The organism is Nocardia sp. NPDC055165, assembly GCF_053606985.1.
Map to the genome: position 1 here is coordinate 473,447 of NZ_JBSGSS010000004.1, position 24,596 is coordinate 498,042.

Genomic DNA, 24,596 nt, shown 5'->3' on the forward strand with positions numbered 1-24,596 from the left:
GAGTACCCGCGATCGGCGCGACGAAAATCTAGGGCCGCTCGAGTCCGGTGCCGCTGACTAGCGCGCCGCGCAGGTCGGGCTCGGTCCAGTGCCCGGCGATGCCGGGCCACACCCGCAGATAGTCGACGATGCGATCCAGATCCCAGCCGTGTGATTCGCGCAGCCCGGCGCCGATCATCGTCAGATATCGGGCCGAGGGCCGTCGCAGGGCCACGGTTTCCGGATCCCACGGTGAGGTGAAGGTGAGGACGGGAATCCCGTCGTGCGTCCCCGCGTGCACCACCGTCTCGTACCGACCCGGCCCGAGCCGCACCGCACCGTCGGCGAGGACCGGCGCCGGATCGAAGTCGATCGCCGGACTTCGATACATCTCCTGCGCCAGCAGGTCACCGAACTGACCGACGGTCAGCAAGTATCCCCGTGCCGCCGCGCCGACCGGCCTGCCCGCCGCCGGGCGCGCGGCATAGAACCCGACCCCGCCGGTCCACACGGGGCTCTGCCAGGCGAAATACAGACTTCCAGGTAGGTCGAGCGGTGCGACGGCGGCCGGTGCGGACCGGTCACGGAACCCCGGATAGGTGTGGTCGGTTCCGGGCGGGGTGCCGCCTTCGCGGTAGTAGGCGAACCGCCGCGCGTGCATGTTGGAGCCGTACGCGGCGTACCAGACGTGCTGAGCTGTCGTCACGGGCTCACCTCGGGTGGGTCACGGTTCATGAGCGCAGGAAACGAATCCGCTTCTGCTGTCGATTCTTCCTTCGAATGGGGTCGGACATCGAGGGGAGAGATCATGAGATCAGTAATCACGGTGGCCGCGCTGGCGGTGCTCGCCGGTGGGCTCGCCGCGTGTGACGGTGCGTCCACGCCATCGCGCCTTCCGGTGACCACCCAGCCCGCGGATCAGGGCAACGCTTCGACCGTCGCGCCTGCCTCCAACGAGCCACCCACCGCGCCCGGCACCGGCCCGAGTCCGGCCGACCTGCCCACCCGCGACGACGCCACCGTCGACGCCCGCGACTACCAGCAGCGCAACAACTTCTACTTCCAGTCGCCCACCGGCAACATCCTGTGCGGCTTCGTCGAGGAGGGCACGCTCGGCGTCGGCTGCCAGCTGGCCGACACACACGTGATCCCGCCCGAACTCCCCACCTGCGACAACTCCCCGGCCCGCAAGGTCGCCGCCCACATCTACGGCGGCACAGCGGAATTCCTGTGCACCAACCAGGGCTTCTTCGTCGGTGAGCCGGTGGACGGCACCACCAAGGGCGGCGGAAAGACCCTGAACTACGGCGACACCATCATCGTCCGCGGCGCCGCCTGCACCTCCACCCAACAGGGCGTCCGCTGTGACGCCGGCGGTCACGGCTTCTTCATCTCGGCAGATCAGCAGTACCTGTTCTGACTCCGATCACCGGACAGAAACAGAGGCGAGGTCCGTAGATCTACGGACCTCGCCTCTTGCCGACGGCCTACTGCGCGGTCGACTTGAACCGGCGCAGGCGCAGGCTGTTGCTCACCACGAAGACCGAGCTGAACGCCATCGCGGCGCCGGCCAGCATCGGGTTGAGCAGGCCCGCCATGGCCAGGGGAATCGCGGCCACGTTGTAGGCGAAGGCCCAGAACAGGTTGCCCTTGATCGTTGCCAGGGTGCGCCGCGACAGGCGGATCGCGTCGGCGGCGGCGCGGAGGTCGCCGCGGACGAGGGTGAGGTCGCTGGCCTCGATGGCGACGTCGGTGCCGGTGCCCATCGACAGGCCCAGGTCGGCCTGGGCCAGGGCGGCCGCGTCGTTGACGCCGTCACCGACCATGGCGACGACCTTGCCCTCGGCCTGCAGCCGCTTGACGGTGTCGACCTTGTCCTGCGGCAGCACCTCGGCGATGACCTCGTCGATGCCCACTTCGTCGCCGATGGTGCGGGCCGCGCGGGCGTTGTCGCCGGTGAGCAGGATCGGTGTCAGCCCGAGCTCGCGGAACTGCGCGATGGCCTGCGCCGAGCTCGGCTTCACCGCGTCGGCGACAACCAGCACGCCGCGCGCGCTGCCGTCCCAGCCGATCGCGACCGCGGTCTTGCCCGCCGATTCCGCTTCCGCCAGCGCGGTTTCCAGCGTCTCGGGCAGCGGTTGTGACCAGTCGGCCAGCAGTCGCGCCCGGCCGACGATCACCGCGTGACCGTCGACCACACCCTGCACACCGAGGCCTTCGACATTGGCGAAACCCTCCACCGGCAGCAGGGTGCCGAACTCGTCGCGTGCGCCCTTGGCGATGGCCTGCGCGATCGGGTGTTCCGACGAATCCTCCAGCGCACCAGCGAGTTCCAGTACCTTGCTGCCGAGTTCGCCCTCGGCGGGGATCACGTCGAGCAGCGTCATCTTGCCGGTGGTGACGGTGCCGGTCTTGTCCAGCACGATGGTGTCGACCTTGCGGGTGGATTCGAGCACCTCGGGTCCCTTGATCAGGATGCCCAGCTGCGCGCCGCGTCCGGTGCCGACCATCAGCGCCGTCGGGGTGGCCAGGCCGAGGGCGCAGGGGCAGGCGATGATCAGCACTGCCACGCCCGCCGTGAAGGCGGCGGCGATGGATCCGCCGGTGCCGAGCCAGAATCCGAGGGTGGCGACGGCGAGCGCGATGACGATCGGGACGAAGATGCCGGAGATCCGGTCGGCCAGCCGCTGTGCCTGTGCCTTGCCGGTCTGCGCGTCCTCGACGAGCTGTGCCATCTGGGCGAGCTGGGTGTCGGCGCCGATCCTGGTGGCGCGCACGACGAGTCGTCCACCGACGTTCACGGTGGCGCCGGTGACGCCATCGTCGACGCCGACCTCCACCGGCACCGACTCACCGGTGAGCATGGACGCGTCGACCGCCGACGTCCCCTCGGTGATCACACCGTCGGTGGCGATCTTCTCACCCGGCCGCACGACGAACTCGTCACCGACGGCCAGCTGTTCCACCGGAATTCGCGTCTCGACGCCGCCACGAAGAACCGCGACATCCTTCGCGCCGAGCTCGAGCAGGGCCCTCAGCGCCGCGCCCGCCCGTCGCTTCGATCGTGCCTCGAAATACCTCCCGGCCAGGATGAACGTGGTCACGCCCGCCGCGGCTTCGAGGTAGATGCTGCCGGTGCCGTCCATCCGCGCGATGGTGAACTCGAACGGGTGCTTCATGCCCGGCGTGCCCGCCGTGCCCCAGAACAGCGCGTACAGCGACCAGCCGAAGGCCGCGAGCGTGCCCATCGACACCAGGGTGTCCATGGTGGCGGTGCCGTGCTTCAGGTTGGTCCACGCGGCTTTGTGGAAGGGCAGCGCGCCCCAGATCACGACCGGTGCGGCCAGCGTGAGCGAGAGCCACTGCCAGTTGGTGAACTGCAGCGCCGGGATCATCGCCATCGCGATCACCGGCACGGTGAGCAGCGCCGACACGATCAGCCGGGTGCGCAGCGAAGCCGTCGGGTCCGCGTCGGCGACCGGCGTTTCGTCGGTCTCGGGCTTCTTCGGCGCGGGGAGTGCCGCGGTGTAGCCGGCCTGCTCGACGGTGGCGATCAGTGCCTCGGGGGAGACGTCACCGGTGAAGTCGACGCGTGCCTTCTCGGTCGCGTAGTTGACCGTGGCGGTGACCCCGTCGAGCTTGTTGAGCTTCTTCTCGATCCGGTTCGCGCAGGAAGCGCAGGTCATGCCACCGATCACCAGTTCTACCTGGCCGGTGCCCGGTGGGTGTGTCACGGCGGTCATGGGGTGCTCCTTCGTTCCTGATAGCAATTCTTGCTGAGCGATCACGGGTGAAACAGGTGGGGTCAGTGGCCGTGGCCGGGGGTGCCGTGGTCGGCGGGCGCGCTGGTCGGGGCGGGGTTGCTCGCACCGGTGGCGTTCGGCGTGGCGACCCGCACCGTGAACTCGGCGGTGCGCACCACGCCCTGGTGCTGGAAGTCGAGGAACAGGCGATAGTCGCCGGCGCTCGGTGCGTTCACGATGAAGTCGATGCCGGGTCCGGCGGGGGTGACTCCGTCGCCGGGCGCGCCCTCGGGATGAACGTGCAGGTAGGCGAGGTCGGCGGCGCGCAGGGCCACCAGGTGACCGTAGGCCCCGAGGTAGGGCTGCAGGTCGGTGACCGGGGTGCCGTTGCGGCTGACCGAGAGCGTCACCTTCGACGCGGTGCCGGGGGCGACCGTGCCGTTCAGCGCGACCGTGTACTCGCCGACCTGCGCGGTGGCGGCGGGGGCGGGCAGTGCCTGCACGTCGTAGGTGCCCGCGACCCGCAGATCGGCGCCGAGCGTCAGGTTCGACCCACCCTCGGGGGTGAAGTCGGCGTAGACGCGGTAGTCGCCGCCCCGGCTGAGGTTCAGCGGAACGGTCCAGGTTCCGGCCGGGTCGAGGACCGGGTGGACGTGCTGGAAGCCCGCCATGTCGCGTCGGACCACGATCAGGTGCAGGTCCTTGTCGTGGCTGTTCACGTACTTCGTCACCGGTGCGCCGTTCGCGTCGAGGATGCGAAAACTTGTCGGCGACTGCGGTGCGGTGGTGGTGTTCGGCTTGTCCAAGGCCAGCGTGTAGCCCTGGTCGGTGGCGAGCAGCCCGCCGGGGAGATCGGCGGACGGTGCCGCCGCGGTCGAGTGCTCGCCGTGCCCGGCCGGTTCGGAAGGTTGCGGACCGACCAGGGCGCCTGCGGCCAGAGCGATCCCGAAGACCGCCGCGAGGCCGAGGGCGAATCCGGCGAACTTGCCTGTTGCGTTCATCGGGATGCTCCGTATCCGTTCAGTCTGCGAGCTGGAAGCCGGCCGCGGCTACGGCGTCGGCGAGGGCGGTGCGTTCGGGCTCGGTGCCGTCGATGGTTACCGAGCCTGCGGCCAGGTCGACATCGACGCCGGTGACGCCGGGTAGGGCGCCGATTTTGTCGCGGACCTTGTTGACGCAGCAGCCGCAGGTCATACCGGTGACGGTGACGGTGGTGGTGCTCATGGAACTCTCCTCGTTTCGCTCTCGATCATTACCATACCCCCCTAGGGTACTTTGTCAAACGGTCGCGCCGGCCTTGTCGGCGGCCGGGGTCCGCATGGTCGCCGCGGTGATGCCCGCCCCTGCCAGGGCGAGCACGCCCGCCCCCAGGAAGGCCGCGGAATAGCCGTCGGTCAGTGCCGAGGTATCTCCCAGCTCGCTCGCGCCGAACGCGGCGGCCACCGCCGTCATCGCGGCCAGTCCGAGCGCCGAACCCACCTGGTAGCTGACGTTGACGATGCCCGAGGCCAGCCCGCCTTCCTCGGGTCGTGCCGCCGAGATGGCGGTGCCGAGCGAGGGAATGAAGGCCAGCGACATACCCCCCGCCGCTATCAGCGAGGCGGGCAGCACGTCGATCCAGAAGTTGCCGGTCGGCCGCACCAGCGACATCACCCCGAGGCCGAGACCGAGCACGATCAGACCGGTGACGATCATCGGCTTGGCACCGAAACGCTGCATCGCCTTCGGGGCGAGCACCACCATGCCGAGCATGATCAGCGTGGTCATCGGCAGTAGTGCCGCACCCGACGGGAACGCGCTGTACCCGAGCACCTGCTGCAGGTACAGGTTGAGGAAGAACCACATCGGCACCCACGCGGCGGCCAGCGCGAACTGGGCGAAGTTGGCGGCGGCCAGGTTCGGTGCGCGGAAGATGCTCAGCCGCATGAGCGGCTCGCCGCGTCGGGACTGGATGGCGACGAAGCCGGCCAGCAGCGCGGCGGCCAGTGCCAGCACACCCCAGGTCTCGCCCGAGGCCCAACCGACCTCCGGCGCCTGCACGATCGCGTACACCGTGGCCGCCAAACCGGCTGTCACAGTGACGGATCCGGCGATATCGATGGACCCCTTGCGCGCCGGAGCGGCGGGCATCAGCAGCGGCACGGCGATCAGCGCCAGCACGGCGATCGGAATGTTGATGTAGAAAACCCAAGGCCAGCTGATGTATTCGGTGATCACACCGCCGAGGAACACGCCCGCGGTGCCACCGGCGGGCGCGGCCGCGCCGTACACGGCGAGCGCCTTGGTGAGCTCCTGGGGCGAGCCGCCGAACAGCATCATCAGCAGCGTGAGCGCGGAAGGCGCGATCAGCGCCGCACCACCACCTTGGATCGCCCGACCGGCCAGCTCGACGCCGACAGTGCCCGCGGCACCGGCGATAACGGAGCCGACGCCGAGCACCACCCAGCCCGCGGCGAATACCCGGCGAGCGCCGAGTAGGTCGGAGAGCCTGCCGCCGAGCAGCAGCAGACCGCCGAACGCCACCACGTAGGCGTTGAACACCCACGTCAGATTGCCTGGCGTGAATCCGAGTTCGGCCTGCATCTTGGGCAGCGCGATCCCGATGATCGAGGTGTCCATGATGACCATGAACTGCGCGGCGGCGATCACCGCCAGCGCCCACCACTTCCGGGTGGATTGCGATTGCGTAGTCACGACTTTCGTCCTTTCGAGCGGGGTGTGTCCCGTGCTCGGTACCATACCCCCCTAGGGTATTAATGTGTCAAGCAAAAACCCGGCTCGCGTGATGGTGCGAGCCGGGTCTGAGTGCTGCCCCGAGGTGTGCCCTGGGATTTAGCCGGCGTGAAGGTTGCGTGCCGTGGGGGAGGTCGGTGTCGTGGCCGGGTCAGGGGCGGTGCCGAGGAGGCGGTCGGCGGTGCCGGAGGTGGTCACGGTGAACCAGTAGTGCTCGTTCTTGTAGTGGTGATGGCGGTGGTTACGCCAAATAGCCCGGTACAGGGCACGTTTCGGCTTGTAGTCGGTGTGGATCAGGTAGTGCGTCCACTCGTAGAGCAGGCCGAGTGTGGTGATGGTGAGCAGGAAGGTGAGGCCGAGGCCGGTGCGGGGGAAGGCCAGTAGGGCGATCGCGACCAGGGCGACGATCGTGAGCAGCAGCGACTTCGGCGGGATGAAGATCAGCGGGATGTCACGCGGGTCGACGTGGTGCTCGCGGTGTTTGCGGGCCAGCTCGCTGTCGAGAGTCAGCGGGCCGAGATGCCGTGGACGCCAGTGCAGCACGGTGACGTGGATGATCCACTCGATGAGCGGGAACGCGGCCAGAATCAGCACGGGGACAAGGGCATCGGTGAGCTGCCAGTCGCCGATGGCGATGCGGGTACCGGCCGCGACCACGAAGACCGCGGCGATCATCCAGGGTGACGGATGCCGGAGGAATTCGCGGGCCGCCTCGCTCAGGGGCATGCTGCGCCGGATCGACCGTGGCGAGCCTCGGTCAGGAGTTCGGCGGGTTTCGGTCGCACGGGATTCTTCGGAGTCGTGCGACGTCGTTGTCGGACGGTGATCGGTCATGTCATTCCTCGGGTGGATCATGCCCCGTCGAGGGCATGGATCAGGGCGGTGGTCGCCGGCCCGAGCAGTGCTCGAGCGGTGTCGGCGGCCCGTTCCGGCTCGCCCGCGGCGATCGCGGCGGCCAGGTCTCGATAGGCGACGCCATTGCCCACCTCGGCGGACATGATCGGCGCCAGCGCGGCCAAGGCGGGTTCGTAAGCGGCGCGCAGCATGGAATACATCAGCCGGAAGGCGATCGAATCGGCGAGGTCGAGGATGTGGTCCCAGAATTCGAGGGCGATCCGTTGCTGGGTGAGTGGATCCGATTCGGCGACAAGGGAATCGACGGATTCGCCCAACAGGCCGAGGTCGCTCGCGACGCGCGAATCGTCCGCACCGCGCGATCGAACCCGCGCGGCGGCCAGCTCGGCGATCTTCGGCCCGTTGTGCAGCCGCGCCTCGAGAATGCTGCGAGCGACCGCGGGATCGATCGAATCACCCCGAAGCAGCAGTCGCGGAAGCACTTCCAGTCCGGCGCTGCGCCGATAGTCGAGCACGGTCGTCGCCTCGCCTTGTCGAACGGCCACCAGCCCCGCCGCGGCCAACCGCTGCAACGCCTCCCGCACCGCGGGCCGCGACACCCCCAGCGCCTCGGCCAACTGCCGCTCACTCGGCAGCGTGCTTCCCGCCGCCAATTCCCCGCCCAGCACTTCGGCGGCGATCTGTTCGAACACATCACCGGAAACCGAGCGCTTCACCACGGGAGTCCATGCCATACCTCGATGATGCGCCATCGGAGGTAAGAGGTCAAGTGGTCAGACCAGTTGGATCACGAAAGAAGGGTGGCAAAGCTACCTGGTGGTCTAGCTGGGGTCGGAGCCCCGGATGGCGGAAAGCCAGGTGAAGGTGGCGGCGGCGACCGTCGTGGTGGCGACGAACGCGCCCAGTCCGCCGTTCATGACATAGACCCACAGCAGGCCGACGAGGGGAGCGCCGACCGCCTGCTGAATATCGAGGACCAGACGGCGGGCGATCCCGAACGTGGGCGGATCGATAGGGCGGGAGGGATTGTCCACGAGCTTGCCCGCCGGCTCGGTGGTGCGCACACGCCCCGAGGGGAAGAATCGCGTGTCCCCCGCGTGGATGGATCGGCCGGTCAGCTCCAGCTCGGCCGGAGTGAGCGTCGACAGCGCCGGCTCATAGAACACCGGCTGCCACACCATCCGATCACCACTGCTGATCTCCAGCCACGACCGGCTGACCAGCCGATACTGCTGCCGAACCCGCCTACCGCGCACAGCCCCTGCCGCAACGAGCCCGCTCGGGAAAACCCCGAAGGCAAGTCCGCCTTGATACGCGGTATAGGCGAGTACGGCGAGAGCGACCACGGCGAGCGCACTCAGCTGATCGACATCCGCGAGCGGCACCCACACGGCGATCACCGCGAGGGTGCCGCTCGTGACGAGCAGCGGATAGGTGAGTGTGCGCGCCGGGCCGTCGCTCACTTCAGGAAGACTTCCGTGCTCACTTCACGAAGCCGATCTTGGTGTAGTCGTAGGAAGCGAGGCCGGGAGCGCCGAAGTTGGCGAGGGTGTCGCGGGCCGCGAGATTGCCGGGTGATTGCATGAGCGGAAGGGAATGGCCTTCCTCGAAGACCTTCCGGTCGACCTGGTTGGCCAGCTCGATCGCCTTGTTCGGATCGAGTTCGGATACGGTCTGCTCGATCAGAGCATTGAGTTCCGGCGATCCGATCCGACCGTAATTGCCCTGGATATCGTCCGGGTTGTAGCCGTAGATCTGATTCAGGCTGCTGAGCGGGAACGGGTCACCTACCCACGACCACTGGCCCACATCGAAGTTGCCCGGATGGATGTTGTCGGTGAAGAACCCTTGGCCTGCCTTGGTTTCGATGGTCAGCTTGACGCCGATCTGGGCAAGGTTCTGCTGGATGATCTGCGCGATCTGCACCCAAACGTCCTGGTTGTACATGACATCGCGGATCTCCAGCTTGCGGCCGTCCTTCTCGCGCACGTCGCCGTTGAGTTTCCACCCGAGGGCATCGAGTTCGTTTGCCGCGGCCGCAGGATCGAAGCCGAGGCTGTTGTCCTGATAGCCCTTCTGGCCGGCCAGGTAGACGTGATTGTTCAGCGGCTTGGGTTCCGCGACCATGCCGTTCTGGATGGCGTTGGCAATGCCCTGCCGGTCGATCGCCTTCGAAATCGCGACGCGAACACCCTGTTCCGCCATGATCGACCCGGGTGCGCCGTTGAAGGTGAAATGCGACCACTGGTTGCTCGGCGCGCGACGGATCGCGATGCCGGGGGTATTGCGCGCGGTCTTCAACTCGTCGCGGTTGGCAAGACCGACCGCGTCGATCTCATTGTTCTGCAGGGCAGGCAACATCGCGGCGTTGTCCAGCACGCTGAAGGTGATGGTGTCGAGCTTCGGGGTTGCGCCCCACCATTTCGGATTGCGGCCGAGGACGACACGCCCCTGTGCCCGATCGACGGACTGGATGACGAACGGACCCGCCGACAGTCCCAACGCGTCGACCTGACTCTTGTTGAATGCCTCCGGCGTCGCGGTCGCGCTCTTGGGGTAGAGGAAAGAGTTGCCCGCGAATTGTCCACGCCAATCGGCGTAGTGCTTGCTGAAGGTGAGAACGGCCTGCTTGTCATCGACGCCGCGTTCGACCTTCTCCACCCGGTCGAAGCCGCTGTTGTTGGCGAGCAGGAAGCCTTTGTCCCTGCCGCTCAGTGCGTTGGCCTGGGACTGAATGTCTTCCCACGTGATCGGAGTGCCGTCGGACCACACCGCTTTGGGATTGATTGTGTAGGTGACCTGCTGCGGTTCGGTTCCGGTCAGCTGGATATCGGTGAAGTAGTCGGTATTGACCGAAAAATTCGCCGATGCGTCGGTGGTGAACGACCGTGGCATCACTGGACGAAGCAGTGACGAGGTACCGGAGTCGTTCCCGTCGGTGTGCAGGTTGTTCCAGTTCTGCGGCAGTGCTGTGGCCGCCAGTCTCAGATTGCCACCTTCGCGAAGCTCGCTGACATCCTTCGGATTGATGTCACTGGTCGCCCCGATGGCCGCTTCGCCCTCGCCGGTGCTTTCTTCGCCTTGGCTGCACCCGGCAGCGATCAAGCTGACGATGACGAGGGGGATTGCCAGGCGGGTGGTCATCGAACGAATTCGCATGGACCGCTCCTTTCCTCAGATTTGCTGCACGAGTGCGGCACAACAGTTCGTCTACTTGACGAAGCCGATCTTGGTGTAGTCGTAGGAGGCCAGACCAGCCGCGCCGAAGTTGGCGAGGTTGTCTCGTACAGCGACATTGCCCGGGGACTGGAACAGCGGCAGCGAATGGCCCTCTTCGAAGACCTTCCGGTCGATCTGGTTGGCCAGTTCCTTGGCTTTCACCGGATCCAGTTCCGAGACGGTTTGTTCGATGAGGGCGTTGAGCTCAGGAGATCCGATCCGGCCGTAGTTGCCCTGGATGTCGTTCGGGTAGTCGCCATAGATCTGGGTCAGGCTGCTGAGCGGGAACGGATCGCCGCCCCAGAACCATTGGCCTACATCGAAATTGCCTGGCTGAAGGACATCGGTGAACAGGCCGGCCCCCGGCTTGGTCTCGATGGTCAGCTTGACGCCGATCTGGGCGAGGTTCTGCTGGATGATCTGTGCGATCTGGATATTGCTCGGGTCGTTGTACATGACATCGCGGATCTCCAGCTTGCGGCCGTCCTTCTCGCGCACCTCGCCGTTGAGCTTCCACCCGAGCGCATCGAGTTCGTTTGCCGCGGCCGCAGGATCGAAACCGAGGCTGTTGTCCTGGTAGCCGTCCTGGCCGCGCAGGTAGATGTGATTGTTCAGCGGTTGGGGGTCCTGGACGAGCCCGTTCTGCATCGCGTTGACGATGCCCTGACGATCGATCGCCTTCGAGATCGCCACGCGCACGCCCTGATCGGCGAGCAGCGATCCGGATGCGCCGTTGAAGGTGAAGTGACCCCAGCTGTTTCCCGGTGCGCGGCGAATCGCGACGCCGGGAGTGCTCTGCGCCGACTTCAGTTCGTCACGGCTGCCGATTCCGACCGCGTCGATCTCATTGTTCAGCAGCGCGGGAACGAAAGCCGAACTGTCGAGCACGCTGAAGGTGATGGTGTCGAGCTTCGGGGTTGCGCCCCACCATTTCGGATTGCGGCCGAGGACGACCCGGCTCTGCCCCCGGTCGACGGACTGGACGATGAACGGCCCCGCGGACAAGCCGAGCGCGTCGACCTGACTGTTGTTGAACGCGTCCGGGGTCGCCGTTGCGGTCTTGGGAAACAGGAAGGAGTTGCCCGCGAATTGGCCGCGCCAGTCGGCATAGTGCTTCTTGAAGGTGATGATCGCTTGCCGATCATCGACACCACGCTCGACCTTCTCGACCCGATCGAAGCCTGCGTTGTTGGCGATCAGGAACGCCTTGTCGTTTCCGCTGAGCGCGTTGGCCTGGGACTGAATATCCTCCCAGGTCAACGGTGATCCATCCGACCACACCGCTCGGGGATTGATCGTGTACGTCACCTGCTGCGGCTCGGTGTTGGTCAGCTGGATATCGGTGAAGTAGTCGGAATTGACGGTGAGTTCGGCAGCGGCGTTGGTTGTGAATGCCCGTGGCATCACCGGCCGTAGCAGTGCACCGGTATCGCCGTCGTTGCCGTCGTTGTGAAGGCCATTCCAGTTCTCCGGCAGGGAGGTGAGTGCCAGTCGCAGGTTGCCGCCGTCACGCAACTCGTCGACACCCTTCGGGTTGATGTCATTCGTGGTGCCGAGTGCGGCGTGGCCCTCGGCCGGGCTGTCGTCATCGGAACTGCACCCGGCAGCGATCATGCTGACGATGACGAGGGGGATTGCCAGGCGGGTGGTCAATGAACGAATCCGCATGGTCCGCTCCTTTCCTCAGTTTTCGCTGCGTGGGTTACTTCACGAAGCCGATCTTGGTGTAGTCGTACGTTGCCAACCCGGGGGAGCCGATATTGGCGAGGGTGGTGCGGGCGCCGAAGCTGCCGTCGGACTGCATCAGGGGGAGGGAGTGGCCTTCTTCGAATACCTGGCGGTCGACCTGGTTCGCGAGGGCGATGGACTTTTGCGGATCCAGTTCGGTGAGTGTGCGTTCGATGAGCGCGTTGAGTTCAGGGGATCCGATGCGACCGAAGTTGCCTTGGAGGTCGTTCGGGTCGTAGTAGTAGATCTGGCGCAGGCTGGCGAGGGGGAAAGGGTCGCCCTGGAAGATGAACTGTGCGGCATCGAAATCGCCGGGCTGGATGACGTCGGTGAAATAGCCTGTGGCGGGCTTGGTATCGATGGTGAGTTCGACGCCGATGGTGGCCAGGTTCTGCTGGATGATCTGCGCGATCTGGACCCAGGTCGGATCGTTGTACATGACGTCGCGGATAACGAGCTTGCGACCGTCTTTGGTACGGCTGTCGCCGGTGCGGACCCAGCCGAGGGCATCGAGTTCGCGCGACGCTGCGTCCGGGTCGTAGCCGAGGCTGTTGTCCTGGTAGCCCTTTTGGCCCTGGAGGAAAACGTGGTTGTTCAGCGGCCGGGGGTTTTCGACGAGTCCGTTCTGGATGGCTGAAACGATGCCCTGCCGGTCGATCGCCTTCGAGATCGCCACGCGGACAGCTGGATCGGCGAGAATCGAACCGGGCGCGCCGTTGAAGGTGATGTGGCGCCAGCGATTACCGGGGGCCCGGCGGATGACCAGGTTCTGCGTGCCGCCGACTGTTTTCACGTCGTCGATGGTGGCGAGCTGGGCGAGGTCGAGTTCGTTGTTCTGCAAAGCCTGTACCCACGAGGTGCGGTCGAGCACGCTGTAGGTGATGGTGTCGAGGACCGGCTTGTCGCCCCACCATTTCGGGTTGCGGCCCAAGACGATTCGGCCTTGCGATCGGTCGGTGTTCGTGACGGCGAACGGACCAGCCGTGAGGCTGATCGCATCGACGAGGCTGGTGTTGAAGGCTTCCGGCGTGCTGGTCACCGACTTGGGGTACAGAGTGCTGTTCCCCGCGAACTGGCCCCGCCAGTCGGCGAAGGGCGTGCTGAAGGTGAGGACCGCCTGGCGGTCATCGGTGCCACGCTCCACCTTCTCGACGAATTCGAAGCCGTTGGTGATCGCGATCAGGTAGCGCTTGTCCCGGCCGCTGAGCGCATTCGCCTGGGCGGCGATATCTTCCCAGGTGATGGGCGAACCGTCCGACCACACCGCACTCGGGTTGATCGAGTACGTCACTTGCATCGGGTCGGTGCTGGTCAGCGCCACATCGGTGAAATAGTCGGTGTCGACACTGAGCTGGCCCGCCGCATCGATCTCGAAAGAGCGCGGCATCATCGGGCGCACGATCTCGGCGATCTCGGCTTCGTTTCCGTCGTTGGACAGCGTGTTCCAATTCGCCGGGTACGAGGTGGTCGCCAAGCGCAGGTTGCCGCCCTCGCGCAATTCATCGACACCCTTGGGGTTGACGTCGCTGGTGGACCCGATCGCATCGCTCAGCCCGGTCGCGGACTCGTCGCCACCCCCACAACCCGCCACGATGATCCCGGCCGCCACCACCACGGCAGCACATCGCAATCGGGCCCTGCGGCCTGCTTGCATTCGACGGGTTCTCATGGCGCCTCCTCTTTCGGCTGGACCGACGTTCTCAGCCGCTGACGACGGGTTCCGGTACGGCCGCGATGAGCGAGCGCGTGTATTCGTGCTGCGGATCGGCGAAGATCTGCTCGGCCGGGCCGGATTCGACGATCTTGCCCTGCAGCATCACCGCGATGTCGTGGGCGAGGTTGCGCACCACCGACAGGTCGTGGGAGACGAACAGGTAGGACAGTCCGTGCTCGGCCTGGAGGTCGCGCAGCAGGTTGAGGACGCCGGCCTGGATCGACACGTCCAGCGACGAGACGGGCTCGTCGAGGACCAGCAGCTGGGTGTCGAGGGCCAGCGCGCGGGCGATGCTGATGCGCTGCTTCTGGCCGCCGGAGAAGTCCGAGGGGTAGCGATCGGCGTGCTCGGGACGCAACCCGACCTGCCGCAGCAACTCCGGCACCCGCCGGTTGACCTCGTCGCGCGACCGGCCGTCGATGCGCAGCGGCTCGGCCAGGACGTCGAAGATCGGCAGGCGCGGGTCCAGCGACGAGCTGGGGTCCTGGAAGACGATCTGCGTCCTCCGGCGGATCTCGCGGGTGCGCGCCTTGGTGAGGGTGGCGACGTCGTTGCCGAGCACCTCGATGCTGCCCGACTGCGGGGGCGCCAGGTCCATGATCTGCGACAGGGTGGTCGACTTGCCCGAACCGGATTCGCCGACCAGCGCCAGGGTGCGGCCCGCGCGCACGGAGAAGCTGATGCCGTCGACCGCGCGGACCTCGCCGGTGCGGCGGCGAAGCAGCACCCCGGAGGTGAGGGGGAAGGTTTTCACCAGGTCGGTGACGCGCAGGACCACGTCGTCGTCGGTGCGGTCGGGGTGCGCCGGGGCCGGGATCTCCTTGCGGTAGGCCTCGAAGAGCTGGTGCGTGCCGACCTCGGCGGTGCGGATGCAGGCGACCGAGTGACCGGGGCTCACCTTCTCCAGCGGAGGTTCGGCGGCGGTGCAGTCGCCGATCGAGACCGGGCACCGTGGCGCGAACGAGCAACCGGGCGGCAGGGCGTGCATGGCGGGCGGGGCGCCGAGGATCGGGATCAGCGGGGTGCGCGGCGGGCCGTCCATGCGCGGGATGGAGCCGAGCAGGCCGACGGTGTACGGCATGCGCGGCGCCGCGAAAAGTTCTGCGACCGGTGCGGTTTCGACGACCTTGCCCGCGTACATCACCGCGACCCGGTCGGCGACGGTGGCCGCGATGCCCATGTCGTGGGTGATCATGATGACGCCCGCGCCGGTGATATCGCGCGCCTTGCGCAGCAGCGCGAGGATCTGGGCCTGCACCGTCACGTCGAGCGCGGTGGTCGGTTCGTCGCAGATGATCAGCGCGGGATCGTTGGCGATGGCCATGGCGATCACCACGCGCTGTCGCATACCGCCGGAGAACTCGTGCGGGAACGCCCTGGAACGGGCCCTGGCATCGGTGATGCCGACGAGTTCGAGCAGCTCGACGGCCCGCTCGCCTGCCTCCTTGCGGCTCATCTCGCCGTGCGCGAGCAGGGCTTCCGCGATCTGATCACCGATCCGATACACCGGTGTCAGCGCGGAGAGCGGATCCTGGAAGACCATGCTGATCGAGGAACCGCGCAGCTTCGACATCTGCTTGTCGCCAAGGCCCAGCAGTTCGCGGCCGCGCAGGCGCACCGATCCCTGCACCCGTGCCTGGTCGGGCAGCAGGCCGATCACCGCGAGCGAGGACACCGACTTGCCCGAACCGGACTCGCCGACGATGGCGAGCACCTCGCCGTCGGCGACGGTGTAGTTCACCCCGCGCACCGCCTCGACGCGGCCTTCCTCGCCGGGGAACGAGACCCGCAGGTCGGTGACCTCGAGCAGGGGTGCGGTCGACGCGGTCATCGCTTCTCGGCTTTCTTCAACTCCACCTGCGCCTGGTCCTTGTGCTCGGCGACCTCCTTGCGCGACTTGCGCGCACCGCGGGCACCGGGGTCGAACGCGTCACGCAGGCCGTCGCCGACCAGGTTGGCGGACAACACGATCGTGATCAGCAGGCCACCGGCGAACAGGAACAGCCACGGATAGGTGAGTGCCGATTTGGTGCCCGCCGCGATGAGTGAACCCAGCGAGACGTCCGGCGGCTGCACACCGAAACCCAGGAAGCTCAAACCGGTTTCGGCGCCGATCGCGGCGCCGACGGCCAGCGTGGTGTCGATGATCAGGATCGAGGCGATGTTCGGGATGATGTGACTGAGGATCACCGTGCGAGTCGGTGCGCCCATATACCGCGCGGCGCGGACGAATTCGCGGTCACGCAGACTCAAGGTGAGGCCGCGGACGATGCGCGCGGCGATCATCCAGCCGAAGACGCTCAGCAGCACGATCAGGATCGCGATCGATCCGGATCCCTTGGTGCGCGGCGCGAACAGCGCGATGATGATGAAACTGGGGACCACCAGCAGCAGATCGACGAACCACATGATCGCGCGGTCGGTCCAACCGCCGAGCAGCCCGGCCACCGCACCCGCTGTCGCGGCGATGACGCTGGAACAGATCGCCACGCAGAAGCCGATGATCAGTGACTTCTGCAGGCCGCGCATGGTCTGGGCGAGCACGTCCTGACCGATCTGCGTGGTGCCGAACGGGTGCTCGAGGCTCGGCGGTTTCAGCAGCGCCTTGTAGTCCATCTGCTGGTAGTCCCACGGCAGCAGTGGCGGCAGCGCGAAACTGGCGACCAGCAGCACCACCAGGACCACCGCGCCGACCACAGCGGGCTTGTTGCGCAGGAAACGGCGCCACACCAGTTTGCGACGCCCGGCGGCGGCGACCTCGGGTGCGCCGACGGCGATGAGTTCGGTTTCGGTCATGAGACACGCACCCTCGGGTCGAGCAGGGCAAGGACGACATCGGAGAGCAGGCCCGACACCAGCACCACCAGGCCGGCGAACGCCGTCACCGTCACCACGACGTACAGGTCCTGGGCGTTGATCGAATCGACCAGCCATTCGCCGACACCGTGCCAGCCGAAGATCTTCTCGACGAAGGTGGCGCCGGTGATCAGGCCGCCGAGGCTGTAGGCGAACAGGGTGGCCATCGGAATCAGCGCGGTGCGCAGGCCATGTTTGTACAGGGCCCGATTACGGCTGAGGCCTTTGGCTCTCGCTGTTCGGATGAAGTCGCTCTGCAGTACGTCGAGCATGGCGTTGCGCTGGTAACGGCTGTAGCCGGCCATGCCGTAGAGCGCCAGCGCCAGGGTCGGCAGCACCAGATGTTGTGCGCGGTCGACCATTTCGTTCCAGAAACCGTTGACCTGAGTGGCCGACGTCTCGCCGGTGTAGAGGAAGATCTGTGAACCGGTCATCGTATTGATCTGCAGCGCACCATATTTCAGCAGTGTCGCCAGCAAGAAGATCGGTGTCGAGATGATCAGCAGCGACAGCACCGTCGAGAAATAGTCGCTGAACTTGTACTGCCGGATCGCCCCCGCCGCACCGATCAGCACGCCGAGCACGGTGCCGATGACGGAACCGAGAATCAGCAGCCGCAGACTCACCGCCACCCGCCTGCCCAGTTCCTCGCTCACCGGCTGCCCGGACAGGGTGGTCCCGAAATCCCCTTGCACGACGCCGCCGAGCCAGGTGAGATAGCGCTGGGGGATCGGCTCGTCGAGATGCAGCTGGTCGGCCTTCGCGTCGATCACCGACTGCGGCGGGCGTGGGTTGCGCTGCTCGAGGCTCTCGAGCGGGTTGAACGTGAGTGATGCGAGGCTGAACGTCAGAAATGATGCCAGCAGAAGGAGCACAACGTAGTTGAGTGTGCGCCGCAACAAGAAGCCGGTCATCAGTCCCCTCTGGATCGGGTAATCAGGCCCTGATCATAGGGACAGTCCGGCGTCCCCGCGTGGCGACGTGCGGCAGGATAGATGGGATGACGCACCTGCACCCGAAACCGCTGCTGGTGGCCAGCGACGTCGACGGCACCCTGATCGACGATTCCGACAAGATCTCGGCGCGCACCAAGGCGGCCGTCGGGGCCCTCGTCGCCGACGGCGCCACCTTCGTGCTCGCCACCGGCCGCCCGCCGCGCTGGATCGACCCGGTCGTCAGTGAGCTCGGGTACGCACCGCTCGCCATCTGCGGAAACGGCGCGGTCATCTACGACAGCGCCACCGATCGGGTGCTGTCGAGCCACACCCTCGACGTCGAGACCCTGAGCTGGCTGGCCGACATCGCCGAGCACGCGCTGCCGGGTTGCGGCCTGGCCACCGAGCGGGTCGGGGCCAGCGCGCACGACGCCGTGACCCCGCAGTTCGTCAGCTCACCGACATACGAACACGCCTGGCTCAACCCCGACGACACCGTCGTCTCACACGCCGAGGTGATCGACTCACCCGCGATCAAAATGCTCATCCGGCTCAGTTCGGCCCGCAGCTCCGACATGCGCGCGGCGCTGGCCCCGCTGATCGGCGACCGCGCCGAGATCACCTACTCCACCGAGAGCGGGCTGATCGAGCTGGCGGTGCCGCAGGTGACGAAGGCGTCCGGGCTGGCCGAGGTCGCGCGCCGGATCGGCGCCGAACACTCGTCGATCGTCGCCTTCGGCGACATGCCCAACGATGTCCCGATGCTGGCGATGGCCGGGCACGGCGTCGCGATGGGCAATGCCCATCCCGAGGCCCGGGCCGCGGCCGACGAGGTGACCGGCAGCAATATCGACCACGGTGTGGCGATGGTCCTCGAACGCTGGTGGCGCTAGCCGAGCGGCCCCGCTCGAGCGCGCCAGCGCTCAAATAAAACGGCCGGTGCCCCTCGCTCGGAGGGTGCACCGGCCGTTCTTCGCCGTGACCGGGGGTTAGCCGATCGGGGCGGGTTCGGGAGCCGGCGGGTCTGCCGGAACCTGCTCGAGGGGGATCTGTTCAGCGGACGCAGGTGGGGCCTGCGGTTCGGCGGGGACTTGCGGGTCGGCCGGAGCCGGGGCAGGCACCGCCAGTCCGAGCGTCGGGGCGGTAGGCGCCTGACCCGGCTTCGGCGGACCGTTCATTTCCTGCTTGTAGGTCTCGTCGTAGGTCTTCCAGAACGTCGTGACGATGCCCGTGAGCTCGTTGAGCACCAGCGAACCGTGCTGGAAGTCGGTGCGTAGACCGTTCGGGACGAGGTAGGAACTCGCGGTCGGCAGGCCGAGGACGCCCGAATCGGCGCCCAGGCTCAGATACTTGTCGAGAATCGCGCCGACCACCTCGAATACCTGACCGCCCTCGCCCGAATAGACGAAACCGTGGGCGAACTTCGCGTACTGACGGCCCTGCGCGCCCGAGATCAGGTCCGATTGCGGTGCGCCGAGCGGACCGTCGACCCCGCCCTTGGCCACCCAGTGCTTGGCGATCGCGTTGTCGACGGACAGGCCGAGGAACTTGTCCACCATCGCGCCCAGTTCGGCCATATTGCCCTGCGGTGCACGGGCTTGCTGGCTCGGCGGGCGGTTCACCGTCGGGGGCGAGGTGTAGGTGCCGGAATTGCCCGCCGCGATTCCGCGGATGCGATCCATCAGCGCGTAGGCGGCGTCACCGGGGCAGTCGGTGTTGCCGACATCGCGGTGCGCGAACACCACCGGCAGATCGACCGCTTCGTCCTGGGCGTAGGGCGTGAACTCGGTGCCCTCGGAGTACATCGTGGTCGTGCCCTTGGGATCGATCCCGGCGAGCTTGGCCCGCCAGCCGATGAACTTGCCGATCGCGTTGATCGCCTCGTTGCTCGGCTCCTCGTTCTCGTAGTTGCCCATCAGCGCCACACCCGCGGTGTTCTCGTTGAAACCGCCCGCGTGCGCGCCCTGGACCGCGCGGTCGAGGCCGCCGTAGCGGCCCTCGAAGATCTGGCCGTACTGGTCGACCAAGGCGTTGTAGCCGACGTCGCACCAGCCGAGCGTCTCGGCGTGATAGGCGTAGATCGCGCGGACGATGCCCGCGGACTCGGATCGGCTGTAGTCGTTGCGACCGGCCGTGTGGTGCACGGTGATGCCGCCGACGCCGTCGTCGTAGGTGGGTTCCTCGCAGCGGATCGACTCGTCGGCACCCCACTGCGCGCGGGTGATGACCTTCGGTCCACCACCGGGCAGCGCCGCGGCGACGTCGTTGAGCGCGGCATCGATCGCGGCCCGCCCCGGATTGATCAGGACAGCCTTGAGCGCGGCCTCGGTGAGGTGGGCCGGGTCGTGGTCCGGGCCCGCGGTGGGCTTGCGGGTGACCAGCATCTGCACCGCGGTGGTCTCGCCGACGTAGATCGGTTCGGTGCCGGTCGGTGCGTCGGCCGGGGTCTGATCGGTGGCCCTGGTATCGACCGGATCGGCGTTGTACCAGGGGCCCCAGTTGCCGTCGAGCTGGCGAGCTCGCAGCTTGGTGGTGGTGTTCGCCATGTCGCGGGCGGTGACGGCGACCATGCTGAACGGGGTGTCCTGGGTGAGTTCCTTGACCTGCGCGCCCACCTGGTCGATGACGTCCGCGCCGACCGCGCCCGGCGAGAGGGCGGGAGTGTCGGGGGTCGTGCCGGGTTCGAGGTTTTCCGGGTCGGCGATGAATTTTGCTCCGCCGGAACGGCTTTGGGAGACCGGGGCACCGGTCGCGGGCGCGGCCGGAGGCTGGGCGGCGGGCGCCGGTGCGGCCGACGTCGGCGTGGCCCCGGCGGGAGCTTCGGGTGCGCCCGGAGCTGGTTGCGCTGGAACCGGCGCGGCCGGGGCAGCCTGTGCTTGGGCCGGGGCCGGCGCGGCAGGAGCCGCTGGGGCCTGGGTGGCCGCGCCCCCTGGTGCCGGAGCGGGCGCGCCCGGAGCGGGCGGTTGGGCTTGCGGTGTCGCGGCCGGTGGCGCCGGCGGCGCGGTCGGGACCGATGTACTCGGGACCGGTGGGCGCGCAGGCGTTGCGGCCCCGGGTGCCGCCGCGCCCGGCGCGGCCTGCTGCGTCGGGGTGGGCTGCGGCTTCGTCGGCAGCTGCGGCAGCTGGATCTCGGTGGGCAGCGCCACGCCCGGGGGCACCGGCAATCCCGGGGGGATCGGGATCGAGCTCGGCAGCTGCAACATGCGCAGGTCCGAGAGGTGCAGGTCGGGCAGATCGAGGCCGGTCAGGTCACGCAGCGGGACCGTGATGTCGGGAGCCGTGGTCAGCGCGACCTCGGCCAGCTGCGTCGGCACGGCCGCGACCTGGGAATCGTTCGCGCTGCGGTAGTCGGTCGAGTCGCTGAGGGCGAACGCGCCGATCGGTGCGGCGACAACAAGGGTCGTGACCACCGGGAGCACGTAGGAACGTTTCGGCTTTCGGTATCGCACGTGCGACTCCTATCGGGTCGAGCTCGTGTTTTTCCGCGCATGTGATGCTTGCTTCCTCTAACCTCACGCATCACACTAGTTAACATACGTCACACATCTCAACCTCAACTCGAGACTTATGTGATTGCTCGAATGTAGCCCTCGGATCCCGCTAGGCGACGACGACATGCCGACGCGAGCTCCGCCGGTCGAACCGCGAAACCGTGGGAGCGCAGTATGAGAGCGGACACCAAGATCACCCGCAGTACCGGCCGTGGCACCCGTCGCAGGGCTGTGCCGATGATCCGGACCGTGTCGCTGCCGGTGCTGGTCAGCGGAACTGTGCTGGCGATGGCCGGGGCGATCGGGCTGTGGCAGATCCTGCCGGGGCAGATCACGCCTACCGCCGGTGCCGGACACGGTCGCGGCATGAGTCAGGTCGGGGCTTTCGACAACGCGCGGGCGGGCTGGACGGCCGAGGAGATTCTCGGGCACTACTACCCCGGGGCTGATCTCGGGCAAATCGGCCCCACAACGATCGGTGTCCGGCTCCAGGCGCAGGACGACGCCACCCTCGACACCTTCGCCGCCGCCGGTGCGCAGGTCGCCGGTCGCACGATCGGACCCGGCGACGCCGCCCATCTCACCCCGCTGCCCGACGGCGGGGCGAGCGTGGTGGTGACCGCGGGCTGCGACGGCGAAGTTCTGTGGCAGGCCGCGACCGACGATCCGTTCGTCTACCCGGTCGGCGCCGGTGCGGGCAGACCCGCCGACGAACATCTGACCCTCTGCGGCGGCACCGCCTACCGTGGTGCCCTCGGGGTGGCGCTCGAGGGCGAGTCCTTCCGCACCGTCAACCAGGTGGACCTCGACGACTATCTAGCCGGCGTACTACCCGCGGAAATGCAGGCCAACTGGGCAGACCAGGGCGCCTTCGAAGCCTTACGCGCACAGGCGATCGCGGCCCGCTCCTACGCGCTCGCCGAGAGTCGCTACGCCTACGCGCAGACCTGCGACACCACCGACTGCCAGGCGTATCCCGGTACGGTGAAGGAGGATTCGCGCAGTACCGAAGCCGTCGCCGCCACCACGGGCACGGTGTTGCTGCGTGACGGGCAGATCCTGCGCTCGGAATACTCGGCGGCGCCGGATGGCGGCAGGCCCGCCGACATCCAGACCTTCGAGGTCGGACCGGCACCCAGCGAACTCGTCGAATCCGCGCCCGCCCCCGCCCCCGTGGTTCCCGCGACACCCGCACAGCCGGATCTGACCATCGAGGCACTGGCGGGTGAGTCGGTGATCGACACCGAGTACCGGCGGATCGGCGGTGCGGGCAGTTCGGTGGGCGAGCCGATCGGTCCGGAAATGCTGTTGCCGCAACGGGCGGGCACGTATCGGCTATACACGAACGGTGTGATCGTCGCGACGAAGACGCTCGGCGCGCAGGTCGTCGACTTCTCCACGCTGCTCCAGCTCGTTCCGGACGCGGGTGACCAGTTGCCCGCGACGGCCTCGGGTCGGCCCACCCTGAAGATGCCGGAAGGCAATGTCCCCCAAGCTGTTGCACCGGGCAACCCTCAGGGAGTGCAGTTCCCTACGGATGCCGAGGTCAGGGGCGAGCCGGTACACGGTCCGGTGAATCCCGCTGCGCCCGGCGCACACGATGGGGCACTGAACGGCCCGGCCGCCGTACCCGGCGCGCACAATGGGGTTCCGCACGGCCCAGCCGCCGTTCCCGGCGTGAACGACGGGGAGTAGACGGACCGAACGTACGGGTCGGGTCAATCGAGCGTTGTGTCGTCCAGCGCGACGGCCAGGGTGCGCAACAGGTCGGCGAGCTGCTCACGGTCCGTGGCGCCGAGGGCGGAGAGCAGGCGCTGCTCGTTGGCCACATGCAGCGGCAGCAGCCGGTCGACGAGCTCGCGGCCCTCTGCGGTGAGCTGCACGAAGACCGAGCGCCGATCGTCGGGGGAGGGGACGCGCCGGACCAGGTTCTTCGCGGCCAGGCGGTCGATGCGGTTGGTGATGGCCCCCGAGGTGACCATGGCGGCGCGGTTGAGCGCACCGGCGGTGAGGCCGGTCTCGCCGCCGGAGCGGCGCAGCGTGGCCAGCACGTCGAACTCCCAGAATTCCAGGCCGTGACCTGCGAAGAAGCGTTTCAGATCCTGTTCGAGGACGCGCGAGAGCCGGGTGATCCGGCCGACGATCGCCATCGGTGACACGTCGACATCCGGGCGTTCGATGTTCCAGTGCTCGGTGATCAGGTCGACCGCGTCGCGCATCTGTTTTTCCTCTCGGTTGAAATTCTTAACGTTCATCTACTTGACGCAGAGATACCTAGGCGGGTAGATATTTCAACGTTGAGATTATCAATCAGGAGTGAACATGACGACCGCAACCCGCCCCACCGGCTACGTGGGCACCCTCGCGCTCACGGCTCTCACCCCGATCGTGTGGGGCTCCACCTACGCGGTGACCACGGAATTCCTGCCCCCGGACCGGCCGCTGTTCACGGCGCTCATGCGCGCGCTCCCCGCCGGATTGATCTTGCTCGCGCTCACCAGGGTGCTGCCGCACGGCAAGTGGCTGGGTCGGGCCGCGGTGCTCGGCGTGCTCAATATCGGCGCGTTCTTCCCGCTGCTGTTCCTGGCCGCGTACCGGCTGCCGGGTGGTGTCGCCGGGGTCCTCGGCGCGGTGGCGCCGATGTTCGCGCTCGGATTCGCGGCGGTGCTGCTGGCCGAAGCGCCGACGCGGCGCAAGGTGATCGCGGGTGTCGTCGGGGTGTTCGGTGTCTCGCTGGTCGTGCTCCGCGGCAGCGCTGAGCTCGATCTCCTCGGTGTGGTCGCCGGTCTCGCCGGTGCGGCCTCGATGGGCGCGGGAACTGTGCTCACCAAGAAGTGGGGGCGTCCCGACGGTGTCGGCCCGCTGGCGATGACCGGGTGGCAGCTCACCGCGGGCGGGCTGTTCATCGTGCCGCTCGCCCTGCTGATCGAAGGCGCGCCGCCCGCGCTCGACGGAGAAGCCGTCGGCGGCTACCTGTACCTCGGCATCATCGGCACCGCGCTGGCCTACTGGCTGTGGGTCCGCGGAATCTCGCGGGTGCCTGCGACTTCGGTGTCCTTCCTCGGTCTGCTCAGTCCGGTGTCGGCCGCGGTGATCGGCTGGATCGCGCTGGGTCAGGCGCTGACCGCGCTGCAGATCGTCGGTCTCGGCGTCGCGCTCGCGGCGACCGTCTTCGGGCAGATGCCGTCCAAGTCTGTCGGCGTCCCCGTTGGAGATGTTGCGGGAGAACAGGATTCGCCTGCGGATGCGGTGCCGGATCCGGCCGGGCGGCGCGGCGATGCCGAGTCGGCCGTGAATTCGGGGGCACCGAAGCTGATTCCAGCGCCGGTTCGGGTCTGAACGC

20 protein-coding genes are annotated in these 24,596 nt (G+C 67.4%); 4 read left to right on the plus strand and 16 right to left on the minus strand.

What is annotated here, in order from left to right:
• Positions 1-28: 28 nt before the first annotated feature.
• On the minus strand, positions 29-685 hold the full coding sequence (locus ACWFRF_RS11570; protein ID WP_378989465.1) for a histone deacetylase: 657 nt from the start codon (positions 683-685) through the stop codon (positions 29-31).
• 102 nt (positions 686-787) lie between these two features.
• On the opposite strand from ACWFRF_RS11570, the gene ACWFRF_RS11575 reads away from it, so the two are divergent.
• Positions 788-1,399 carry a DUF6636 domain-containing protein gene (locus tag ACWFRF_RS11575; RefSeq protein ID WP_378989466.1) on the plus strand — a complete coding sequence of 204 codons (612 nt, stop codon included), beginning with the start codon at positions 788-790 and terminating at the stop codon, positions 1,397-1,399.
• Positions 1,400-1,466: 67 nt separating this feature from the next.
• On the opposite strand, the gene ACWFRF_RS11580 is transcribed toward ACWFRF_RS11575, so the two are convergent.
• The 13 genes from ACWFRF_RS11580 to ACWFRF_RS11640 all read right to left on the minus strand — a co-directional run bounded on the left by ACWFRF_RS11580 (position 1,467) and on the right by ACWFRF_RS11640 (position 17,741).
• Complete coding sequence (locus ACWFRF_RS11580) at positions 1,467-3,722, minus strand: heavy metal translocating P-type ATPase (protein ID WP_452449836.1); 2,256 nt, start codon at positions 3,720-3,722, stop codon at positions 1,467-1,469.
• Between the two features lie 62 nt (positions 3,723-3,784).
• A complete protein-coding gene (locus tag ACWFRF_RS11585) occupies positions 3,785-4,723 on the minus strand; it encodes a hypothetical protein (protein ID WP_378989468.1) in 939 nt (312 codons plus the stop codon).
• Between the two features lie 19 nt (positions 4,724-4,742).
• Complete coding sequence (locus ACWFRF_RS11590; RefSeq protein ID WP_452449838.1) at positions 4,743-4,946, minus strand: heavy-metal-associated domain-containing protein; 204 nt, start codon at positions 4,944-4,946, stop codon at positions 4,743-4,745.
• A gap of 54 nt (positions 4,947-5,000) precedes the next feature.
• Positions 5,001-6,416 (minus strand): MFS transporter, encoded by a 1,416-nt coding sequence (locus ACWFRF_RS11595; protein ID WP_452449840.1) that lies wholly within the window; start codon positions 6,414-6,416, stop codon positions 5,001-5,003.
• A 138-nt stretch (positions 6,417-6,554) separates the two neighbouring features.
• Positions 6,555-7,181, minus strand: coding sequence for a sterol desaturase family protein (locus ACWFRF_RS11600; RefSeq protein ID WP_387446173.1), 627 nt, complete (start codon positions 7,179-7,181; stop codon positions 6,555-6,557).
• Positions 7,182-7,306: 125 nt separating this feature from the next.
• Positions 7,307-8,044 (minus strand): FadR/GntR family transcriptional regulator, encoded by a 738-nt coding sequence (locus ACWFRF_RS11605; protein WP_449966905.1) that lies wholly within the window; start codon positions 8,042-8,044, stop codon positions 7,307-7,309.
• An 87-nt stretch (positions 8,045-8,131) separates the two neighbouring features.
• The gene (locus tag ACWFRF_RS11610) at positions 8,132-8,773 is read right to left on the minus strand and encodes a hypothetical protein (RefSeq protein ID WP_452449842.1); all 642 of its coding nucleotides are present in this window, start codon (positions 8,771-8,773) and stop codon (positions 8,132-8,134) included.
• A 19-nt stretch (positions 8,774-8,792) separates the two neighbouring features.
• Positions 8,793-10,469 carry an ABC transporter family substrate-binding protein gene (locus tag ACWFRF_RS11615; protein ID WP_452449844.1) on the minus strand — a complete coding sequence of 559 codons (1,677 nt, stop codon included), beginning with the start codon at positions 10,467-10,469 and terminating at the stop codon, positions 8,793-8,795.
• Between the two features lie 51 nt (positions 10,470-10,520).
• Positions 10,521-12,143 carry an ABC transporter family substrate-binding protein gene (locus ACWFRF_RS11620; protein WP_452449907.1) on the minus strand — a complete coding sequence of 541 codons (1,623 nt, stop codon included), beginning with the start codon at positions 12,141-12,143 and terminating at the stop codon, positions 10,521-10,523.
• An 88-nt stretch (positions 12,144-12,231) separates the two neighbouring features.
• Positions 12,232-13,926 (minus strand): ABC transporter family substrate-binding protein, encoded by a 1,695-nt coding sequence (locus tag ACWFRF_RS11625; protein ID WP_452449846.1) that lies wholly within the window; start codon positions 13,924-13,926, stop codon positions 12,232-12,234.
• Positions 13,927-13,957: 31 nt separating this feature from the next.
• On the minus strand, positions 13,958-15,802 hold the full coding sequence (locus ACWFRF_RS11630) for an ABC transporter ATP-binding protein (protein WP_452449847.1): 1,845 nt from the start codon (positions 15,800-15,802) through the stop codon (positions 13,958-13,960).
• Complete coding sequence (locus ACWFRF_RS11635) at positions 15,799-16,767, minus strand: ABC transporter permease (protein WP_378989479.1); 969 nt, start codon at positions 16,765-16,767, stop codon at positions 15,799-15,801. The genes ACWFRF_RS11630 and ACWFRF_RS11635 overlap by 4 nt, the downstream gene beginning before the upstream one ends.
• Positions 16,764-17,741, minus strand: coding sequence for an ABC transporter permease (locus tag ACWFRF_RS11640; protein WP_449966924.1), 978 nt, complete (start codon positions 17,739-17,741; stop codon positions 16,764-16,766). The genes ACWFRF_RS11635 and ACWFRF_RS11640 overlap by 4 nt, the downstream gene beginning before the upstream one ends.
• An 86-nt stretch (positions 17,742-17,827) precedes the next feature.
• Here ACWFRF_RS11640 and ACWFRF_RS11645 point away from each other — a divergent pair, with 86 nt between their 5' ends.
• The gene (locus ACWFRF_RS11645; protein WP_378637961.1) at positions 17,828-18,655 is read left to right on the plus strand and encodes an HAD family hydrolase; all 828 of its coding nucleotides are present in this window, start codon (positions 17,828-17,830) and stop codon (positions 18,653-18,655) included.
• Between the two features lie 96 nt (positions 18,656-18,751).
• Here ACWFRF_RS11645 and ACWFRF_RS11650 read toward each other — a convergent pair whose 3' ends face one another.
• Positions 18,752-21,211: an N-acetylmuramoyl-L-alanine amidase gene (locus ACWFRF_RS11650; protein WP_452449850.1), complete on the minus strand. Its 2,460-nt coding sequence runs from the start codon at positions 21,209-21,211 to the stop codon at positions 18,752-18,754.
• A gap of 216 nt (positions 21,212-21,427) precedes the next feature.
• Here ACWFRF_RS11650 and ACWFRF_RS11655 point away from each other — a divergent pair, with 216 nt between their 5' ends.
• Entirely contained in the window at positions 21,428-22,948 is a 1,521-nt protein-coding gene (locus ACWFRF_RS11655; protein ID WP_452449852.1) for a SpoIID/LytB domain-containing protein, read from the plus strand.
• A gap of 23 nt (positions 22,949-22,971) precedes the next feature.
• On the opposite strand, the gene ACWFRF_RS11660 is transcribed toward ACWFRF_RS11655, so the two are convergent.
• Positions 22,972-23,472 (minus strand): MarR family winged helix-turn-helix transcriptional regulator, encoded by a 501-nt coding sequence (locus ACWFRF_RS11660; RefSeq protein WP_378989483.1) that lies wholly within the window; start codon positions 23,470-23,472, stop codon positions 22,972-22,974.
• Between the two features lie 103 nt (positions 23,473-23,575).
• Here ACWFRF_RS11660 and ACWFRF_RS11665 point away from each other — a divergent pair, with 103 nt between their 5' ends.
• Positions 23,576-24,592 (plus strand): EamA family transporter, encoded by a 1,017-nt coding sequence (locus ACWFRF_RS11665; protein WP_452449854.1) that lies wholly within the window; start codon positions 23,576-23,578, stop codon positions 24,590-24,592.
• Positions 24,593-24,596 lie beyond the last annotated feature (4 nt).

What these genes read in the sequence shown, in the direction of transcription:
- ACWFRF_RS11575 (WP_378989466.1), top strand. Translation starts at nt 788, where the DNA reads ATGAGATCAGTAATCACGGTGGCCGCGCTGGCGGTGCTCGCCGGTGGG.
- ACWFRF_RS11580 (WP_452449836.1), bottom strand. Translation starts at nt 3,722, where the DNA reads ATGACCGCCGTGACACACCCACCGGGCACCGGCCAGGTAGAACTGGTG.
- ACWFRF_RS11585 (WP_378989468.1), bottom strand. Translation starts at nt 4,723, where the DNA reads ATGAACGCAACAGGCAAGTTCGCCGGATTCGCCCTCGGCCTCGCGGCG.
- ACWFRF_RS11590 (WP_452449838.1), bottom strand. Translation starts at nt 4,946, where the DNA reads ATGAGCACCACCACCGTCACCGTCACCGGTATGACCTGCGGCTGCTGC.
- ACWFRF_RS11600 (WP_387446173.1), bottom strand. Translation starts at nt 7,181, where the DNA reads ATGCCCCTGAGCGAGGCGGCCCGCGAATTCCTCCGGCATCCGTCACCC.
- ACWFRF_RS11605 (WP_449966905.1), bottom strand. Translation starts at nt 8,044, where the DNA reads ATGGCATGGACTCCCGTGGTGAAGCGCTCGGTTTCCGGTGATGTGTTC.
- ACWFRF_RS11615 (WP_452449844.1), bottom strand. Translation starts at nt 10,469, where the DNA reads ATGCGAATTCGTTCGATGACCACCCGCCTGGCAATCCCCCTCGTCATC.
- ACWFRF_RS11620 (WP_452449907.1), bottom strand. Translation starts at nt 12,143, where the DNA reads ATGATCGCTGCCGGGTGCAGTTCCGATGACGACAGCCCGGCCGAGGGC.
- ACWFRF_RS11625 (WP_452449846.1), bottom strand. Translation starts at nt 13,926, where the DNA reads ATGAGAACCCGTCGAATGCAAGCAGGCCGCAGGGCCCGATTGCGATGT.
- ACWFRF_RS11630 (WP_452449847.1), bottom strand. Translation starts at nt 15,802, where the DNA reads ATGACCGCGTCGACCGCACCCCTGCTCGAGGTCACCGACCTGCGGGTC.
- ACWFRF_RS11635 (WP_378989479.1), bottom strand. Translation starts at nt 16,767, where the DNA reads ATGACCGAAACCGAACTCATCGCCGTCGGCGCACCCGAGGTCGCCGCC.
- ACWFRF_RS11640 (WP_449966924.1), bottom strand. Translation starts at nt 17,741, where the DNA reads ATGACCGGCTTCTTGTTGCGGCGCACACTCAACTACGTTGTGCTCCTT.
- ACWFRF_RS11645 (WP_378637961.1), top strand. Translation starts at nt 17,828, where the DNA reads ATGACGCACCTGCACCCGAAACCGCTGCTGGTGGCCAGCGACGTCGAC.
- ACWFRF_RS11655 (WP_452449852.1), top strand. Translation starts at nt 21,428, where the DNA reads ATGAGAGCGGACACCAAGATCACCCGCAGTACCGGCCGTGGCACCCGT.
- ACWFRF_RS11660 (WP_378989483.1), bottom strand. Translation starts at nt 23,472, where the DNA reads ATGCGCGACGCGGTCGACCTGATCACCGAGCACTGGAACATCGAACGC.
- ACWFRF_RS11665 (WP_452449854.1), top strand. Translation starts at nt 23,576, where the DNA reads ATGACGACCGCAACCCGCCCCACCGGCTACGTGGGCACCCTCGCGCTC.